Annotated in this window: 17 protein-coding genes; 11 read left to right on the plus strand and 6 right to left on the minus strand. The window is 40.5% G+C overall.

Annotated elements, in window-relative coordinates; translation table 11 throughout:
* Positions 1-9: 9 nt before the first annotated feature.
* The 6 genes from ACQZ43_RS08750 to ACQZ43_RS08775 all read right to left on the minus strand — a co-directional run bounded on the left by ACQZ43_RS08750 (position 10) and on the right by ACQZ43_RS08775 (position 6,293).
* Positions 10-1,485 carry a DUF3945 domain-containing protein gene (locus tag ACQZ43_RS08750; RefSeq protein ID WP_430611745.1) on the minus strand — a complete coding sequence of 492 codons (1,476 nt, stop codon included), beginning with the start codon at positions 1,483-1,485 and terminating at the stop codon, positions 10-12.
* Positions 1,486-1,573: 88 nt separating this feature from the next.
* Entirely contained in the window at positions 1,574-1,879 is a 306-nt protein-coding gene (locus ACQZ43_RS08755; protein WP_430611747.1) for a helix-turn-helix domain-containing protein, read from the minus strand.
* A gap of 264 nt (positions 1,880-2,143) precedes the next feature.
* Positions 2,144-2,989, minus strand: a complete 846-nt coding sequence (locus tag ACQZ43_RS08760) for an RteC domain-containing protein (protein WP_430611749.1) — start codon at positions 2,987-2,989, stop codon at positions 2,144-2,146.
* 789 nt (positions 2,990-3,778) lie between these two features.
* Entirely contained in the window at positions 3,779-4,714 is a 936-nt protein-coding gene (locus tag ACQZ43_RS08765; protein WP_430611751.1) for an ISAon1 family transposase, read from the minus strand.
* A gap of 37 nt (positions 4,715-4,751) precedes the next feature.
* On the minus strand, positions 4,752-5,105 hold the full coding sequence (locus ACQZ43_RS08770) for an ISAon1 family transposase N-terminal region protein (RefSeq protein ID WP_430611753.1): 354 nt from the start codon (positions 5,103-5,105) through the stop codon (positions 4,752-4,754).
* 819 nt (positions 5,106-5,924) lie between these two features.
* Entirely contained in the window at positions 5,925-6,293 is a 369-nt protein-coding gene (locus ACQZ43_RS08775; RefSeq protein ID WP_430611755.1) for a winged helix-turn-helix transcriptional regulator, read from the minus strand.
* A 96-nt stretch (positions 6,294-6,389) separates the two neighbouring features.
* On the opposite strand from ACQZ43_RS08775, the gene ACQZ43_RS08780 reads away from it, so the two are divergent.
* The 11 genes from ACQZ43_RS08780 (at position 6,390) to ACQZ43_RS08830 (ending at position 18,273) form a co-directional block, all read left to right on the plus strand.
* Positions 6,390-7,640 carry a serine hydrolase domain-containing protein gene (locus ACQZ43_RS08780; protein WP_430611757.1) on the plus strand — a complete coding sequence of 417 codons (1,251 nt, stop codon included), beginning with the start codon at positions 6,390-6,392 and terminating at the stop codon, positions 7,638-7,640.
* A 35-nt stretch (positions 7,641-7,675) separates the two neighbouring features.
* Positions 7,676-8,206 carry an NAD(P)H-dependent oxidoreductase gene (locus tag ACQZ43_RS08785; RefSeq protein ID WP_430611759.1) on the plus strand — a complete coding sequence of 177 codons (531 nt, stop codon included), beginning with the start codon at positions 7,676-7,678 and terminating at the stop codon, positions 8,204-8,206.
* Positions 8,207-8,434: 228 nt separating this feature from the next.
* Positions 8,435-9,205: a hypothetical protein gene (locus tag ACQZ43_RS08790; protein ID WP_430611761.1), complete on the plus strand. Its 771-nt coding sequence runs from the start codon at positions 8,435-8,437 to the stop codon at positions 9,203-9,205.
* 10 nt (positions 9,206-9,215) lie between these two features.
* Positions 9,216-10,079, plus strand: coding sequence for a hypothetical protein (locus ACQZ43_RS08795; RefSeq protein ID WP_430611763.1), 864 nt, complete (start codon positions 9,216-9,218; stop codon positions 10,077-10,079).
* Between the two features lie 4 nt (positions 10,080-10,083).
* Positions 10,084-10,797 (plus strand): hypothetical protein, encoded by a 714-nt coding sequence (locus tag ACQZ43_RS08800; RefSeq protein ID WP_430611765.1) that lies wholly within the window; start codon positions 10,084-10,086, stop codon positions 10,795-10,797.
* A gap of 1 nt (position 10,798) precedes the next feature.
* Positions 10,799-11,659 (plus strand): hypothetical protein, encoded by an 861-nt coding sequence (locus ACQZ43_RS08805; RefSeq protein ID WP_430611767.1) that lies wholly within the window; start codon positions 10,799-10,801, stop codon positions 11,657-11,659.
* A 432-nt stretch (positions 11,660-12,091) separates the two neighbouring features.
* Positions 12,092-12,760 carry an ankyrin repeat domain-containing protein gene (locus tag ACQZ43_RS08810; protein ID WP_430611769.1) on the plus strand — a complete coding sequence of 223 codons (669 nt, stop codon included), beginning with the start codon at positions 12,092-12,094 and terminating at the stop codon, positions 12,758-12,760.
* A gap of 696 nt (positions 12,761-13,456) precedes the next feature.
* Positions 13,457-14,020: a helix-turn-helix domain-containing protein gene (locus ACQZ43_RS08815; protein ID WP_430611771.1), complete on the plus strand. Its 564-nt coding sequence runs from the start codon at positions 13,457-13,459 to the stop codon at positions 14,018-14,020.
* Positions 14,021-14,108: 88 nt separating this feature from the next.
* Complete coding sequence (locus ACQZ43_RS08820) at positions 14,109-16,526, plus strand: heavy metal translocating P-type ATPase (RefSeq protein ID WP_430611773.1); 2,418 nt, start codon at positions 14,109-14,111, stop codon at positions 16,524-16,526.
* A gap of 416 nt (positions 16,527-16,942) precedes the next feature.
* On the plus strand, positions 16,943-17,194 hold the full coding sequence (locus ACQZ43_RS08825; protein WP_430611775.1) for a heavy-metal-associated domain-containing protein: 252 nt from the start codon (positions 16,943-16,945) through the stop codon (positions 17,192-17,194).
* Positions 17,195-17,196: 2 nt separating this feature from the next.
* A complete protein-coding gene (locus tag ACQZ43_RS08830; protein ID WP_430611777.1) occupies positions 17,197-18,273 on the plus strand; it encodes an FAD-binding oxidoreductase in 1,077 nt (358 codons plus the stop codon).
* Positions 18,274-18,534: the final 261 nt, after the last annotated feature.

Genomic DNA, 18,534 nt, shown 5'->3' on the forward strand with positions numbered 1-18,534 from the left:
TTTTATCGATTACATTTTTCTGCCTTTGGATTTAGCAGGTGCTTTAGGTTTTTCCTGTTCTTCCTGCTGTTTCTTGCTATCTGGATTTTTTTGTCCCGATTTCAAAGGCTCTTTGATATTCTTGGTCGCTTCATTGGTTTTACCCTCCGAATTAACCGCAGTCTGTGTTTTATAGGCTTCGGTAGGTTTCGCCTGCTCTTTTAGCTTATTCGGATTTTGGAAAGAGAAATCTGTTTTGTTCGTTTCTTTATTAAAAGTGATGTAACCATTGTATTCTTTACCTTTCTTATCCACTAATCCGCTTAGATAAACCGTCTGTCCGTCTTTGAATTTTTGATGTTGTTCATTATCCAATTCTTTACCTCTAAAGGTTTTCGGAGCTTCCTGCGATTGATTCTGTTGATTAGTTTGTTGATTGTTCTGTCCGTTGCTTTGCGTTTGTTTATTCGTGTTGCTTCTGTCAAACAGAAATTCTACATATCGTTTGTCTGCATTGAACTGTACCGTTGCCGAAAATTCAGTTCCCTTTTTAGAAATCATTCCATCTAATTGAAGTGGTTTGCCTTCCATTAAGGTTTGCTTTTGCGCATCATCCAATTTTATCCCTTTGATTTCGTCAGGAATTTTTATTTTGTCTGTACGCAGGGCAACCAGCTCATTGGTCAATCGGTCCACACTGATAATGGAGGAAATGGTTTCGCCTGTTTTGGGATTGGTTAAATTAACTACTCGTCCGATATTGCCCGATTGAAGTAAATTGTCTTTGTCTTCTTTGGTAAACTTATGTCCAAAAAATTCAAAGTTCAGGTTGGGTTCCTTACGAATACCGTGAATAGCAACCACAACTGCTCCCTGATCATTTTGTTGTAGTGAAAGTCGGGCATCCATACGAGTAACCGCAGAACCTAAGTTAAGACTAACGGGTACCAATTCATTAGTCTTGAAACCTCTTAATAACGGATCAAGCAGGTTCATTTTTTCTAGTTTTTCTTTACTTAGTCCAAGGTTATTCATGGTTTCCCAATCAATCTGTTCCGGCTTGAAGCGGTATTCACTTGTTTCCGGTGCTGTTTGTGTTGTTTCCATATCGTTTTTATTTTCTGGTTTTTTATCCTGTAGAGGTTCTAGTTTTACTTCCAGTTCCTTCATTACTTTTTCACCCTCTGGAGTTGGTTTATCCACTTGTTTTTGCATTTCTTTTGCTTTATTTGCGGCTTCATCAGCAGGTACTTTGAAAAAGGAGAAATTGGTAGGGTTTTTCAACTGACTGAAAAAATTGGAGAAGAAGTTGGAAATAAAATCGCCACTTTTGTCCACGCGCATAAATTGGTTCTGATTTTTCTTGGTAGGGTCAACGGTTTCCATTTTACCGTTTTCGTCAATACTTTTTACGGCTTGGATTTTCATCTTCTCTTTATCCAATACCAATAATATCTCCGATAATTGTTCGGGACTTTCCTGTTTGTTTGCAGTTTCTTCGCTCATAATTTGAAAAATTTAAAGTTCGATGCCTAAAGTAGAACAAGCGTTCACTGTGTTACTCTAATTGGCACTCAAAGGCAGTATTTGTCTTTTATTGTCCTTTAATTTTGGGTAAAGGGGCAGTGAAACTTTCCCTAATGAACTGATGCACATCGGAAAGTTTATAATACAGTTTTCCGCTTATTGTATAATAGGGTAACTTCCCGATAGAGCGATACCGTTGTAAAGAACGATTGCTGATTTTTAGCATCTGAAGTAAATCCTGATTATCCAACAATTCCTCGCCGTCAATACTGTTGCGTTTCTTTTGTAAATTATCAATATGGTCGCTAAGCATATCAAGGCGGTCAATTATGCGTTCCATCCACGCCAAAAATTCCATTCGGTCAATATTCATAGGGATACATTTTAATTGTTACTGTATTTTTTGTACAATCCTTAATGTTGCTGTACAAAATTGAATATTGTGGCTGTGATTGTCTGCCAAGCATTGCCAATTGAAAAAGCAATTTTTTTATCTTTTTATGATCTGTAAAACAGGTGTTTTACAGACTTTTAGTGTTGTTTTGTATTTTTAGGTGTTGTATCACCAATTGGCAGATATGGGCAAAAAAAAGCAGTACATAAAAATGCACTGCTTTGAAAAGATTACTTCATTTAGTTAAAGATCTTTGTCCATATATTCTTCGAGTGATGATTTGAGTTGATCTAAAAATGCAGTCCTAGAACCTGTGCGGGTTTTCATGCGATGAAAAGCGTGATGTAAATCCCCAAGAGGAATGCGAAAGAGTATCTGAAATATCAGGCTTATTTTTCGGATACCGATTTTGCCATTAGAAATAGCACCCGAAGCATAAAGAGCATACACCAATTCGATAAGTGCATTTTTACTATCTGTCCAAAAAACATCTTTTGTCGATTCAGAATTTTGCAGAATCGCATCGGGGGTTTCATCGGGATTGATTTTTGTTAGTAGATAAGTATAGAGTAGTTCGTTGGAAATAATACGTGAAACTTTGTAGTCATAGAAAGTTGAAAAGCTAGAGTCAATTTCAAAAACAATGCTGTTCAATCCATCAAGGTAATTGATATTACCTCTCTTAAAATAGGTGTGATCTCGATCTGTACGCCCAGAACGATAATATCGGTAAAAATCCGAATTACATACATGCTCACTGTATTCTCGTTTCAGATTTGCTAATTGGGTTGAAAAATAACTGTAATACATCTTACCGTTACTGACTGGACAGGAGGTTTCAATTCGGTAGATCTTGTTGTAATAAATCAACTTACCAAGTATTTGAGGCTTTATGGTACGAAAGAAGTGTATCTCTTCAGCGTCGTTTTTAAAGCCTTCTTCCGTTATGAATGTTTTGACCGAAAACAACAAATCCTGGAGGTATAAAGTCATTTCGTAAGCCTCATCAATCAATCTCTTGCTCTGAGATAGAATCTTGTCTTCCTTGTTGTGAATCTCTAAAATAATGTTTTGTAAAGAGTATTTCATAATCAATTATTTTAAGAGGATTACTGATTTTTAAACAAGTATTCCTCAATTGAATCACAAACTTTGTAAATACAAATGAAAATTTCCCCCAAGTTGGGTGAAACTTGGGGGATTTTCTCTATGCTCTAAATAGTAGAAATTTAGAATAAAATTCAAGGAACGAAACTGTATATATGCAAAAGAATATTTACTCTGTTTTCTTAATCTTTGGAAAGAGTGGTAGCAGATAACTGCTATAAATATGATTACTAAACTATTATATAGTTAAAAAGAAATTCCGTCAAGTACTCATTATAAGTCTTTTTCGATTTTGTCGTTTTTATAGGTAAAAAGCACTAAAATGTATTGCTCATTTGGTTAAGATGATTATCTTTGCACCATCGAATTACAAACTGTATGTGAGTAAAACGGTGAGTAGTTCTTGAATAAAGAAGTCAATATATTGATTAATAGATATTTGAGGGTTAAAGGTTTCGTCCTGCCACCCCGACGAAAAAGCTCTAACGAAAGTTAGGGCTTTTTTTATGCGCTAAAACGGCGCAAGCTTGCTTAAGCGCCGTGATAGCGCATAAAAAAAGAGTTAGCGCGCCTAGCGCTAAGTTGCTTTTTTGGGATCAATCCTAAATGTTGTGTTTATGCAAAAATAGTGACCAATCCGCCGCTGGTGCCAGGTATCCAGATCGATTTTCGATTTAGCTTATTCGCGAATTTGCGGATTCGATGATTCGCCAGTTTTCGGAAAGTGGATCGACTTTTCAACTAAAAAGGGATTAATCCTAAATCTTGTGTTTATGCAAAAATAGTGACTAATCTATATAAGAAGAATTCTATATCTCTTACGCCTCTAAACTGAGTTCTAAAAGCTTTGATTTTGGCATTAAAGGATTCTGCAGAAGCATTGGTACTTCTGTTGTCAAAATAGTTTAAAATAGATTGATAGTTTAGCTGTATGGTATTGACTACCGTATTAAATGTTTTGAGATTACTGTTTTCGATTTTATTATACCAATGTGCTAGTTTAGTGTAAGCGACTTCTTTTACTGTTGTTGTATTATAAATGTTTCGCAGTCCTTGTACAAGATTGTAAGCTTGTTTTATGACAGGAAATTCTCTAAAGATAATTTTGGATCTAGTTTTTTGATTTTCAGTCCATTTATCGCTATCCATGCATAGCAAATATCTACTTCTTATTAGGAGTTGTTTTGGAGTGTCTCCGTTCTCAAACTCTTGAGCAACGTACGCTATATTTGCTTTCCTGGCCTCTTTAATAGCTTGATTCTCGTTATCCAACGCTTTCCAGCGTTCCTGAATACGAATGTCTTGTAAGGCTTCTATGGCTAATTTTTGTACATGAAAACGATCAGTTACTTGTATGGCGTTAGAAAAACTCTTGCTTACAATGTTTTTCATAGAACTAGCCATATCTAAGGTTACTTCGCGTACTTTTCTTCTAATTTTTGAGCTGATAGTAAGTAGTTTCTCTACAATAGGTTCAACCTTAGTTCCTGAAAATATGGCTACTAAGCTTCCCTTTTTTCCTTTAGCTCTTTTATTGGTTATGATTGTGTATAATTCCCCCTTAGACAATGCTGTTTCGTCTATAGAAAGATAAGGACCTATGTTCTCGGGATATATAAGCCATTCTTTTGCGTGATCCTTTACACTCCAATTACGAAAGTCACTTAAGGATTCTTTGTATTGTCGCTGTAGTTTTTTGCCATCCACACCAAAGAAACCACCAATGGTACGACAGTCACTGGTCTTAGTATCGATTAATTTCTTTTAAAAAAGAAGCGAACTCTGTTGTCATACGAGTTCCCTTAGCTACTAATTCCCAGTCTCTTTGCACTAATTTGCGAGATTCCTTCTCAAGCCATCTTCGGCGTTTCACGTGAAGATAAACACTGTTTCCTCGCAAGGGAAAGTCTTGTATGGTGGTTTCGTTGTGGAAACCGTGAGCAACCAAGATAAGGTCCTGATGCTCTATGGGAACAACATTGCGCTCTTCAAAATAAAGATGCATAATTTCTGCTTGCTTGGTGGTTTTTACCAAATCAAAATGCTCTACTAAGAATTCGGGTAATATCAATTTAAGTAACTCTACATAGTTGTCCACAGTATCTCTTTTTTTTGCAAAAATCGGAAGTTTTTTTTAATTCACACACAACTTTTGAGAATGATCCGTGATAGGGCATAAAAAAAGAGTTAGCGCGCCTAGCGCTAAGTTGCTTTTTTGTCAAATCTCCCTTTAGGATGCCGCAGCGCAGCGCAGGCAATCCTGCTCCATTGTTTTATACCCACCGCAAGCTTGCTTAAGCGCCGTGATAGCGCATAAAAAAAGAGTTAGCGCGCCTAGCGCTAAGTTGCTTTTTTGTCAAATCTCCCTTTAGGATGCCGCAGCGCAGCGCAGGCAATCCTGCTCCATTGTTTTATACCCACCGCAAGCTTGCTTAAGCGCCGTGATCGCGCATAAAAAAAGAGTTAGCGCGCCTAGCGCTAAGTTGCTTTTTTGTCGAATCCCCCCTTTAGGATGCCGCAGCGCAGCTCAGGCAATCCTGCTCCATTATTTTATACCCACCGCAAGCTTGCTTAAGCGCCGTGATAGGGCATAAAAAAAGAGTTAGCGCGCCTAGCGCTAAGTTGCTTTTTGTCGAATCTCCCCTTTAGGATGCCGCAGCGCAGGCAATCAATCAAAAGATAGCTGATACTTATCCTTTACTGATGAATATGGAGGAGATACTGTGAAACAGGAAAAAGAAATCAATTACAAACAGCTAAGACGAGACATTGTACAAGTTATTGAATAGAATTGGAGCGGATAAAAAATGACCCTGATTTACAGCATTTGGAGCAGCAGGGTTAATTTTTATAAAAAGTTCACCTTATCTTTTATACTTCACCCCAATGGATATGGCATAATTTTTATGAGTTCTATCTATTTTATGTTGTGCTGAAACGCCCTGTGGTTAATTCCCCAATCTTCCAACTGTTCCAATACTGGAACAAGCCGAACGGCACTTTCGGTCAGCTCATATTCTACACGGGGAGGTACTTCTGCATAAACCGTTCGGGTTATAAGTTTGTTTTCTTCCATTTTACGGAGTTGTAGCGTGAGCATACGCTCGGTGATATTTGGAATGCATTTTTTCAATTCTCCGAAACGAAGTTTTCCTTTTGCTAAATGGCAACAGATAGCCAGTGTCCATTGTCCGCCAATTATGTTTGTCGCATAAATCTGTGCGCATTCCGAGCCTAATTGCTGCTTATTCTCGTAGTGGACAGAACTCTCTTTTATTTTACTCATACTCACATATTTGTTAGTATCATACAATCGGTTGTTAAGGTAAGAAATAGATGTTTACTGATGTAATTTTGTAGTGTAATTTTAAAATCAAAAAAAATGTACAGACAAATATTATCTATAATCGCTTGTGTAATAACACTTAATGGCTTTGCGCAAAACGCTAAACTTGAAAAAAGCATTGACGATTTATCCGCTCGGTTGGTAAGCTCCCAAGAGGTTGCCGGTATCAATATTCTAGTGCTAAAAGACGGCGAAGTTTTATACGACAAAGCCTTTGGCTATGCCGATGTTGAAACCAAACAACCATTACAATCAAACAACATTTTTCGTATCGCTTCGCAGACCAAAGCGATAACAAGTGTAGCTGTAATGATGCTTTGGGAGCAGGGAAAAATCTTACTGGACGACCCCATTTCAAAATACATTCCGCAGTTCATAAATACACAGGTGCTTGACAAATTCAACTCTGCTGATAGCAGTTATACAACCGTCCCTTTACAAAGAGAAATTACCCTTAGGGATTTGCTGCGCCATACCTCGGGGATAGATTATCCGATAATATCCCATGATGTAAGAATGCAGGCAATCTATGCAAAGGCAGGAGCAGTAACAGGCATTGGGAGTAAAGGTCTATTAAAAGAAAAAATAGAATTACTGGCCACACAGCCCTTACGACACCAACCCAATACAGCTTTCACTTATGGTTTGAATACGGATGTTTTGGGATATTTGGTAGAAGTTGTCAGCGGAGTTCCATTGGACGATTTTTTCCGTATAAATCTATTTAAGCCTTTGCAGATGAATGATACACAGTTTAAACTTCCACAAGGTAAAGCCAGCCGTTTAGTGACAGTTTCCGAAAAATCAGTTAAAGGATTTTCAAAAGTCGAGCATTCAATTTACGAAAACAGTAGCGCGAATTATCCAATGGAAGACGGAATCTATCTGTCTGGTGGAGCAGGTTTGTCGTCTACGACAGCTGATTATGCAAAATTCTTACAGCTGATGTTGAACAAAGGGACTTATGACGGAAAACGGATTTTAGGGACAAAAACCGTTGAGCTGATGACCACCAATCAACTTTCACAACAGGTAATTTCACAAGGTGACCCCGATTTCCGTTTCGGATTGGGGTTTGAGTTAGTGACAGAAGAAAATAAATTTGCAAGATCTCCAAGCGTAGGTACGTTTTCTTGGGGAGGTGCATTCAACACGCATTATTGGGCTGACCCAAAAGAAAATATCATTGGATTGGTCTTTACGCAGGAATATTTTCCTACCTCCTATCATGATTTGGAAACAGTATACAAGAACGTAGTCTATGCAAATTTGGATGCATCGAATTAATTAACAAAAATTATATCGTTGAAAACGATTACAATATGAAAACACTGGTAGTTATTATCCATCCCGATATGGATAGTTCCGTAATGAACAAAAGGTGGGTTGAGGAACTGAACAAAAATCCTGATAAATACTACGTCCATCAATTGCATAAGGTATATCCCGATGAAAAAATAGATATTGAAGCAGAACAACAACTGATAGAACAATACGATAAAATAGTGTTCCAGTTCCCTTTTTACTGGTTCAATTGTCCACCTCTTTTCAAGAAATGGTTGGATGAAGTCTTAACCTATGGTTGGGCTTATGGCAGTAAAAGCGGTTATAAGGTAGGTGGAAAGAAAATCGCATTGCTTTTGTCCGTTGGGATAGACGAACACGAATACAATGCAACGGAAAAATACAATTATACTTTGGCAGAATTACTCCGTCCTTTTGAGTTGACTTTTAAATATGTAAAAGCCGACTACAGACCGTTCTTTGCCTACTACGGCATGGAGTTGAACAGTACAAAAGAGTGGATTGAAAAAAGTGTACCCCCTTATTTAGGTTTTCTAAACAAGCTCTAACAAGGTTACTCTCGAATAATATATTTTCAATCGAATATGAGGAATGTCTAAATGCGTAGGAATTTAGGCATTCCTTTTTTGTTTGGAAATTCAAGGTCAATTTAGGGATTGCTACACAATTATATTTACATTTATAAGATATTATATGCCGCGGCTCAAAGGAGCTTTTTTTTGATTTTTTTGCTGAGGTATACGATCCGTTTTTACAACCATTAAACTTCTTCCAATTTGAAACATACACTTGTTATAACGGCCTTTTTACTCAGCCTTTCATACCCTACTTTAGGGCAGCGACAGCCGATTAATGTGCAGCATACCCCCAAAACGTTGATTCAAGGGCTACAGAAAAAGGTGGATCAGAAGTGGAAGCGGAAAAACCCTTCCTTAAAATCGATGACGTCTTCGTTTTTTACAACGGACAATGAGCATGCCTATTATGTGGGGTTGGTACAACTTAGCGGACAAGGCATTCCTTTTTCTTGGGACGACGATCTTTCTATGTTGGAATTTCTATTACAGCTAAACCCGCAAAGCAAAGTTGAATCAGGAGCAGCGGCGGATTCCTATTTTAAGGGAACAAAGGTGGCTTGGGACCAGCCGTCTAATGCCTTGCTTTGGTTTAACGACATAAGTTATAAAGCGCCGGTAGATTATTGGCATTTAATGGAAATTACCGAATGTGTAGGAACTTCGATCTTTCCGAATGTATTCTTTAAAAGCACGGACAAATTGACCGGGGCTGAATCGACCCACACACCGAGTTTAGTGGTTTTGCCATACCATGAAAGTTTTAAGATTAAGAGCAGCAATACTACCTTGACAACGGGAGATGGCAAAATTATTAAAGGCACGGGTTACGACCTTAATAACGACGCTGTTTTTGACGTTTTTACTTATGTCGAAGAGATTGATGAAATCACATCCTACATCCGATTGTATATCAATGTAAGCGGACAATGGATTTGTAAATGGGTAAATTTAAATCAAGAATGTGTATAAAGCTATAAAGATGAAAAAACTTATCCCTATACTAGTGTTGGTATTCTCTTATGAAATTTCATATTCTCAAAAAGTATTGGCTTCTTGGAGCCAGCAAAATATTGAGAATTATACCAAAGCGATGTATGATGAGGCTCAAAAACTAACAGCTCAGGAGTTGGTCCAGAAAAATTTAACTGATCAAAGTTGGAGTGCTGTTTTTTTAACGCTAAACGCCTCATTGAATAATTATTTGAAAGACAAGGACTATTTAAGTGCACTAACCAGGCAATTAACCGATAACACTGTAACAAAACTTCAGGGTACCAATAGACTGATTATTTGGGAGCGAATAACCACTAACGACATTGTTTTTGAAGGCAAAGGCTTGGTAATGGATAATGACCTGTTTACCGTTTCGGGAAGAGCAAATCAAATTTTGCAAAACCTGACGAATAAAAACTTCGGTTATGTGACTCCAGATTCCACTAAAGAGGATTTGGAGCTACTGCAAAAAAAGTGGTCAAGTTATTTGGCCGATCAACCAGTAGATCAATACACAGCAGCGGTATATCAGGGGGCTAAAATTCCGGAAATTTGTAGCTTACAGGCCGTACATGCTCTGGTGGTTTCTTTACAAGCTAATCCAGCAAAAGATTCAATTACTAGCAGATGCCTAGATACGGTTTATGGTTTAGAGCAAATGCCAGCAGTTAAGGGCAATCCTGCCAGTTTTTGCAATCCAGATACCTATACCTATGCGTATTTAGGCATGTTGTTTGGGGATGATGAAATGGATGAGACAAAAAATGCTACATGGTGGTTAAATTTTTGGACGGCCAACCGCGACAAATTGGTTTGGAATTCAGAACGGGGCATTTATTTAATCAAGTAAAAACATGAGTATATTTACTTACCATCTCGTTAAAACCTCCTATATTTCTGCTCTAAAAGCGGTTTTGTTTCCGATGAAATCAGAAAATATTCCGGGCTTAATACATGCCGAATGTATGAGATCTATGGTATTGGGAGCAGCGGTTTTTTCCCCGTCTCGAATACTGCCCAATCAATTGGCCGTATTTGCGCAATGGGAAGACGAAGTGGCTCTAGATAACTTTCTAGCCGACAATTCCTTTGGTCAGATTCTAGCAACAGGATGGCATACGCGTTTGCGCTTTTTGCGGCAATGGGGGAAAATTAGCGGTTTTCAAATCGTTGATGAGGTATTGGAAGTGGACCCTTTGAATACTACCGTGGTGGCAGTTACCTTAGCACGTTTGAGGTTATTTGCAGTGCCGAGATTTATTCATTGGGGAAGACCAGTGGAAAAACTGGTTCGAGACCATCCCGAAACCCTGTTAGCTACCGCATCCATACGCTTGCCCAATATCGTTTCTACTTTTTCGATTTGGAAGTCGCAAAAAGCGATGACGGATATGGTGCAGGGACACAGTGCTGTTGCACAGCCCAAACGGCATCAAGTAGCCATGAAAGAACGAAACCGAAAGGATTTCAATTGGGAGTTTACCACATTGCGATTTAAACCCCTGGCCGAATTTGGAGCGTGGAATGGACAGACCAACATTATGGACAACTTGACAAAAAACGACTAACATGAACGCAGCAGTTTCCAAGCAGCAATTTCAAGATTGGTTTACGCAACAGGTCGTCATTATACGGGGAATCCAATTTAAAACCGCTGATTTCCCCTGGTTAATTGGTCCCTTTGGAAGTAAAAATGGCATAGGTGAGGAATTTATCCATCAACTAGCTGCAAGGGAAAACCTGACCATTCAACGAAATGTAAAAACGCATGGATTGATTCAGTCGATGGAACAATTGGGGCTATCAGATGCAGAATTGGCACTACTGCCCAAACCCGTGATTGATTTCTATAAAAACACTTCGGACTATCAACTAAGCCTCAGCGTCAAGTGGAATCCTTTTTTTAAATTTTTCGGAATTCTTCTAAACAAACTGTTTAGCAACCGCATTAACCAATTAAACCTACCTATTAATCAGAATCGAGATTCCAATTCCTTAAAAAGCGAAATCATCACTCTTTTAGATTCGACAACCCAAGTGGTAAAGCACACGATTTGGTTGCGAACGAATACGATTTCGAATCGAGTCATGTATTCGGGTATATATGGAACTTGTACTTTGCCTTCAGGGAAAATTGGTATTAAGGCTGTTTTTCCGTTGCCGCATGGCAATGCAACGGTTATAATGACGCCTCGTGTAAGCGAAACTGGAGAATTGATTTTGACATCTTCTGGTCAAAGAATTGGCGATGCCGGTTTCTATTTTCTCGTACAAGATTCCAAAGGGGGCTATTGGACGCAGTTTGTCGCCTCATTTCGAGATACATTAGTGGTGCGTGCAAATGGCGATGAGGTTACGGCCATACAAACCCTGACCTTGTGGAATTATAGGGTCGTACAATTAAACTATCAAATTAAACTAAAAAAATAGCTGTTGCGCAGCGTCTTAGAAAGACCGACACCTATATGCACATGTAATCAGTGAATCAGAACTAACTAGCTGAGAATTCGTATGCATCAGCTCGAACCGAATTTTCTATGGTACTGCACTCTGAGGAGAAGTATTTCCCTAAGTAATTTTTTCTCACCCCAATAGAAAACACTTTATCAATTTGCGAACAATATGTACTTTTCTATTTGTGATGACCACATTTTTTGCCGTTGAACAAGAAAGCATGCCTAGCGGATTAAAAAAGGAGCCCTATATAATTCAACCCGAAATATTAGATGGTTTATATATTACAACATTGAATAGCATAATTGACTTGCTTTTGCAAAGCGCGTTTAAAAAGAAAAACCTATCTTAGGGGATAACTATTGAAGTCCGCAGTATAAGAACGAGGGCGACAACAATTTGAAGAGCATGAAAAAAATCCTTTTAATAGGTGTACTCCTGTCGACTTTCGCGCTGTGGAATTGTACCGCGAATCCCTCTAAAAACACCGCAGTTATGACCGACCAAGAAATTTTAAAATCCGTACAAAGCAACGACGTAGCCGCCGTGAGCAGAGCCTTACAAGCTGGAGCGGATGCCAATACCACCGATCGAGAAAAACGATCATTACTGCTCATAGCGACGCATAACAGCGGAATTGAAATGGCGGAACTGCTGCTTAAATACGGCGCCGATGTCAATCAGCAAGCAACGAATTTAGACAGTGCATTTCTCTATGCCGGAGCCAGTGGTCAAACGGAATTGGTACAATTGTACCTCAACCACGGCGCGCGCTTTGACATGTTTAACCGCTATAACGGTACAGCCTTGATTCCCGCCTGTGAACGCGGACATGTCGCTACTGTGCGCTTGCTGGCAAACACCCCAAATTATCCAATCAACCACATCAACCGACTGCAATGGACCGCCTTGATGGAAGCCGTGGTGTTGGGTGATGGCAGTGCGCCATTCCAACAGATCGTACAAATTCTAAAGGATGCGGGAGCGGATCTAAACATTCCAGATCGAGAGGGGATAACGGCTTTACAGCATGCCCAAAAAATGGGATTTATAGAAATTGCGAAGATTTTACAATAAAAGAGCCCGTGTAAAGCACCAACTATTAATATACGAAAAAAATACCGTTTTACCGCTAAGGGGAACGGTTTTTTTGTTTTTAATCGATTGATGTAATCCAATTTTGATCTCGAAACTTTACAGCATTCCTCGATTGGAAATCGGGTTAAGACGTCAGCGGAAGAACGCTTTGCGTGCAACGGACACGACTGGAGCTACAAGCTAGGCAATGCAGGAAGTAACGGGCGATAGAGCAAGTGCAGGCTATCCTTGTTTTGCAGCGGTTAAACACACAGTTTGTCGGTTAATCGGTCATTTTTATGAGGCGGCCTACTTGGGTTGAAAAGTATTTGAGGAGGATAAGCATACCGTATAAGCGATCAATAAACGGCGAGCTAACTGTAATTTACCGACAACCATCAGGAATGCCAATGTCTTATTGATAGTGTATTGAAAATTACAGCGAAGAGCACAGAATTAAGCCGTTAGTACAGCCTGTATACCATTTCCAATCGCTTCTTTGATTCCGCTAGCTTTTTATATTTTTTCGCGATGAGAGGGGAAAAATCGCAGGAGATGGCATCTTTTATACAGTACTTCGAGAGGAGGAGGAACTGATTTATTTTCACAGAAATCGCCGCTGTTATAAAAAAACTCTATTTTAATCGTAGTTTTGTCAACGCTATTTAGCCCATTCATTTATAAAACAAAACCAATATGAGCACCTTATTTATAAAAAACATGGTCTGTAACCGTTGCATCCTCGTTGTTCAAAGCGAAATGGACAAGTTGGGATTGGTCGTAAAAAACATGACTTTGGGCGAAGTTACCCTAGAAGAAGAATTAACGGCACAACAGCGCACGGCTTTGGAAACGGCTTTAGTACCGCTGGGCTTTCAAGTAATCGACGATAAAAAGAGTCGCATCATCGAGCAGATAAAAAACGTCATTATCGATGTCGTGCATTATCAAGACAACGATGTCAAGAGCAACCTGTCCGATATATTGAGCGGTAAACTGCAACACGATTATAACTACCTGTCCAATTTGTTTTCAGATGTGGAAGGCATTACGATAGAAAAGTATTTTATAGCACAGAAAGTCGAAAAAATCAAGGAACTCTTGGTCTATGACGAGCTGTCGTTAAGTGAAATTGCCCATAGACTAAACTATTCCAGTGTGGCGTATTTGAGCAATCAATTCAAAAAAGTAACCGGATTAACTCCGAGTCATTTTAAACAAATTCGCGATGAAAAGCGCAAACCCCTGGACAAGGTGTAAGTAAATCTTACAAATCAATCCCATAATTACACAACAACTCCCTTCGTTTTAAGCGCCAAATTTGTACTGTAAATAAAGCAATACAATTATGGCGACAACGAACAACAAAGAAATCGTATACATTCCCTTAGAAGACGTCGACAGCGAGCACTGTGCTTTAATCGTCGAAAAGGGGTTGGCACAAGTAAAAGGTGTTGAAAGTCAAAAGGTAGAAATCAATAACCGCAGGGCAGCGCTAACCGTTGCTAACAACGAAACCATAGGATCTGCTGTAAAAGCGATTAAAGACTTGGGTTATGGCGTTCCCACAGTAAAAAACACTTTTCCCGTACTGGGAATGACGTGTGCCTCTTGTGCCGGTAGTGCCGAGAGTATCGTCACTTACGAAGCCGGTGTGATTAGTGCCTCGGTAAACTTTGCTACGGGCAATCTAACCGTCGAATACCTTCCGAATATCACCGATGCCTCCAAACTGCAAAAAGCCGTTCAGGCAGTGGGTTACGACCTGCTAATTGTAGATGAAAACAAACAACAGGAATCCCTGGAAGCCATACACGAAGAGAAATTCAGAAAGCTGAAGAGCAAAACGATATGGGCGGTAATCCTTTCGCTTCCGGTGTTTGCGATTGGGATGTTTTTTATGGACATGCCTTACGGCAACGAAATCATGTGGTTGTTTTCGACTCCAGTAGTACTGTGGTTGGGAAAAGACTTCTTTATCAACGCGTGGAAACAAACTAAAAACCGCTCGGCCAATATGGATACCCTAGTGGCTTTGAGCACGGGAATCGCGTATTTGTTTAGTGTATTCAATATGCTGTTTGCCGATTTTTGGCACCAACGCGGCTTACATGCACATGTGTATTTCGAAGCGGCAGCCGTTATTATGGCCTTTATACTTTTGGGTAAGTTACTCGAGGAAAAGGCCAAGGGAAATACGTCTACGGCAATTAAAAAATTAATGGGCTTACAACCCAAAACCGTGCTGGTGATTTTGGCAGATGGAACCGAAAAGCAGCTGCCGATTGAAGACGTTAATGCAGGCGATGTCATCTTGGTAAAACCAGGTGAAAAAATTGCGGTAGACGGCATGGTTACAGCTGGAAATTCTTATGTAGACGAAAGCATGTTAAGCGGCGAACCGGTTCCGGTATTAAAGAGCAAAGGCGAAAAAGTTTTTGCGGGAACCATCAACCAAAAGGGCAGTTTTCAGTTTGAAGCGGTTAAGGTGGGTAAGGAAACCATGTTGGCGCAAATCATCAAGATGGTGCAAGATGCCCAAGGCAGTAAAGCACCCGTTCAGAAACTGGTCGATAAAATTGCCGGAATATTTGTACCGGTAGTCATTGCAATAGCGCTTTTTACTTTTGTAATGTGGTTGGTACTCGGTGGTGAAAACGCGGTAGTACAAGGACTGCTGGCGGCGGTAACCGTGTTGGTTATTGCGTGTCCGTGTGCCTTGGGACTGGCTACACCAACGGCTATTATGGTCGGAGTGGGCAAAGGAGCTGAAAACGGTATACTGATTAAAGATGCCGAGAGCTTGGAGCTGGCAAAGAAAGTAACGGCTATTGTACTGGATAAAACCGGAACCATCACCGAAGGTAGACCCCAAGTAACCGGAGTAAAATGGCTGAACGATGACCACAGCACCCAAACCGTCTTATTGAGCATTGAAAAACAATCGGAACACCCGTTGGCAGAAGCCGTCGTAAAACATTTAGACGGGGTAGCCACTACGCCTTTAACCTTGTTTGACAGCATTACCGGTAAAGGGGCCAAGGCAGCATACCAAGACACTACCTATTTTGTGGGCAATAAAAAGTTATTGGCGGAAAACGACATCAGCATTGATGCTTCATTACAGCAACAAGCCGATGCGTGGGGCAGCCAATCCAAAACCGTAATATGGTTTTCAAATCAGGAGTACGCCTTAGCCGTGATCGCCATTTCCGATCAGATTAAGGAAACTTCGGTTCAGGCGATTAAAGAGATGCAAGAAATGGGTATTGAGCTCTATATGCTTACAGGCGACAACGAAGCGACGGCCAAAGCCATTGCCGAACAAACCGGTATCTTGCATTACAAAGCAGAAGTATTGCCGCAACACAAAGCCGATTTTGTAAAGGAACTACAGCAACAGGGCAAAATCGTTGCCATGGTAGGAGATGGAATTAATGACAGTACCGCATTGGCTACCGCCGATGTAAGTATAGCGATGGGTAAGGGGAGCGATATAGCGATGGATGTGGCCAAAATGACGATTATTTCGTCCGATTTAACCAAGATTCCACAGGCGATTCGCCTGTCCAAACAAACCGTTGCCACCATTAAGCAAAACTTGTTCTGGGCGTTTATCTACAACCTGATTGGCATTCCGTTGGCCGCGGGAATCCTTTATCCAATCAACGGTTTCCTCTTGGATCCGATGATAGCTGGAGCTGCTATGGCATTGAGTAGTGTTAGTGTGGTGAGCAACAGCTTGCGCTTGAAATGGAAAAAATAAGACTATAGTCGGTAAAGGTGAATGAGCAAGTGGGCAGTCAAAAATTCCCCCGCTGCTATACACTAATAAAAAACTTTTGATGCGTTTGTTAAACGGCGGTTTCCAGGATATGGAACCGTCGTTTTTTTTGTAGCAGCCGTCGTTTTTTTATGCCGATTAAAAAAGGCGATTAAATCATTTCAAGCATTTGATTGGTCGATTGGAAATGAAAGTTGAAAGATCCAGACTTCAAACCGCCACGACCATATGGGTACAGCCGCGGTTGGTGAAGTATGAGCAGTGTCAAAAGCCAGCTTCTTCGAGTTCAAGGCCGTCAATCAATTAATCAATCAGTAAATTTCACAAATCAAACCAGAAATAGCACAACAACTACCCCCCGCAACTTGCGGATATTTGTAGTATAAAAATCAAACGATATGAAAAATACAACCTTGAATATTCCGGACATGCAAAGTGCGCATTGCCAGATGAGAGTTACGAATGCCATCAAAGACATTGAGGGGATTAGCGTTGAGCGTGTAGAAGCGGGAAAACTGTCTTTTACAGTAGCCAACGAGCAATCGCGCGTCATTGTAATCAATGCGATTGAACAGGCGGGATATACGGTGAATCCGTCGGAAAACCAAGATCCAGCAAATGAATCACCTGCCTGTTGTACGACCAAATAACGATGAAGAAATACCGATGGACCACGCATAAAATTGTAAGAGAAACAGCGGATAGCCTGAGCATCTATTTCGATACGGGAGAACAGCCCATTTCGTTTTTGCCAGGGCAGTACCTCAACCTGCGGTGTGTGATTGACGAAACGTTAGTAATCCGATCCTATTCCTTTAGCTCCCAACCCGCCGATGCCTTTCCGTCGATAACGATCAAGTGCGTGGCAGGAGGAAAGATGAGCAATTATTTGTGGAGTCACGCAGAGCAGATTGATTTATGGGAAATCGATGGTCCCTTTGGAACCTTTTATCTCGACCAAGCCGTAGCGCAGAAGCGGCAAGTGGTTTTATTGGCAGGAGGCAGTGGTATATCGCCCTTGTATTCGATGTTAAAAAGCAGTACCGCACAATCAGTAGTGCCGCTGTTGATTTACGCGAATAAATCGCCCGAGGAAACCATTTTTTTGGAAGCGTTGGAAAACCTTGTAGCCGCGGGGAAACTTGCGGCTCATTACGCGTTTAGCGCTCCGGATTTTAGCGCTGTGGACAGCCGATATACCGCGGGTCGATTTTCGAAAACCGCGTTGTCTTCGCTACTCGACCAACAGCAAGCACATTTAAGCGATGCGCATTATTATCTATGTGGCCCAGTCGGGCTCATCGACTTGTACGTAAGCGTATTGCGCAGTCTTGGCGTTTCCCCGGAAAACATACACACGGAGTTTTTTGATTCCACTGCGATTCCGAAAACACCAGCGGTTATATCCGACGACGGAATCGTCAAAGACGTATTGGTGCACTATATGGACGATACGTATTTCAACGATGAATTGCATACCTACCAATGCACGTCGCTAATCGAAGTGTCGGGCGGCCAATCGCTTTTAGAAGCGATGCAAAACCACAACATCAAAGTCCCGAGTTCGTGTAAAAACGGAACCTGTGGCGTGTGTTGGGCCGTTAAAACGGACGGCGAAGTGCACATGGTCAACAACCACACCCTCACCGAAAGAGATATTGCAGAGGGTATAGTGCTGCTTTGTCAAAGTTATCCGATGAATCAGGAGGTGTCAATCAGTTTGGGCTAGTGTATTTTGGATTTTCCAAAAGGGTATGAGATGACACTGAAAAGTAAAGAAAACTACGGTTAAACAATTAGGGCGATCTCCGATTTGGAGGTCGCCTTTGTTTGCTGTTTCAGCCGTAACTTGGAATAGGGCAACCGCCGGAATCGCCCAGCTAATAATAGATAAGGCTATAAAAGCACAGCGCGCTTAAATTTTACAAATCAAATCGGTAATAACACAAATGCACAAAAGGAGATTAAAGCGAATTTTGAACGCATCATA

It is taken from the genome of Flavobacterium sp. JP2137 (genome assembly GCF_050562195.1).
GTDB lineage: Bacteria > Bacteroidota > Bacteroidia > Flavobacteriales > Flavobacteriaceae > Flavobacterium.

What these genes read in the sequence shown, in the direction of transcription:
- ACQZ43_RS08755 (WP_430611747.1), bottom strand. Translation starts at nt 1,879, where the DNA reads ATGAATATTGACCGAATGGAATTTTTGGCGTGGATGGAACGCATAATT.
- ACQZ43_RS08785 (WP_430611759.1), top strand. Translation starts at nt 7,676, where the DNA reads ATGAAAACACTGGTAGTTATTATCCATCCCGATATGGATAGTTCCGTA.
- ACQZ43_RS08815 (WP_430611771.1), top strand. Translation starts at nt 13,457, where the DNA reads ATGAGCACCTTATTTATAAAAAACATGGTCTGTAACCGTTGCATCCTC.
- ACQZ43_RS08775 (WP_430611755.1), bottom strand. Translation starts at nt 6,293, where the DNA reads ATGAGTAAAATAAAAGAGAGTTCTGTCCACTACGAGAATAAGCAGCAA.
- ACQZ43_RS08795 (WP_430611763.1), top strand. Translation starts at nt 9,216, where the DNA reads ATGAAAAAACTTATCCCTATACTAGTGTTGGTATTCTCTTATGAAATT.
- ACQZ43_RS08825 (WP_430611775.1), top strand. Translation starts at nt 16,943, where the DNA reads ATGAAAAATACAACCTTGAATATTCCGGACATGCAAAGTGCGCATTGC.
- ACQZ43_RS08780 (WP_430611757.1), top strand. Translation starts at nt 6,390, where the DNA reads ATGTACAGACAAATATTATCTATAATCGCTTGTGTAATAACACTTAAT.
- ACQZ43_RS08760 (WP_430611749.1), bottom strand. Translation starts at nt 2,989, where the DNA reads ATGAAATACTCTTTACAAAACATTATTTTAGAGATTCACAACAAGGAA.
- ACQZ43_RS08820 (WP_430611773.1), top strand. Translation starts at nt 14,109, where the DNA reads ATGGCGACAACGAACAACAAAGAAATCGTATACATTCCCTTAGAAGAC.
- ACQZ43_RS08830 (WP_430611777.1), top strand. Translation starts at nt 17,197, where the DNA reads ATGAAGAAATACCGATGGACCACGCATAAAATTGTAAGAGAAACAGCG.
- ACQZ43_RS08750 (WP_430611745.1), bottom strand. Translation starts at nt 1,485, where the DNA reads ATGAGCGAAGAAACTGCAAACAAACAGGAAAGTCCCGAACAATTATCG.
- ACQZ43_RS08810 (WP_430611769.1), top strand. Translation starts at nt 12,092, where the DNA reads ATGAAAAAAATCCTTTTAATAGGTGTACTCCTGTCGACTTTCGCGCTG.
- ACQZ43_RS08800 (WP_430611765.1), top strand. Translation starts at nt 10,084, where the DNA reads ATGAGTATATTTACTTACCATCTCGTTAAAACCTCCTATATTTCTGCT.
- ACQZ43_RS08805 (WP_430611767.1), top strand. Translation starts at nt 10,799, where the DNA reads ATGAACGCAGCAGTTTCCAAGCAGCAATTTCAAGATTGGTTTACGCAA.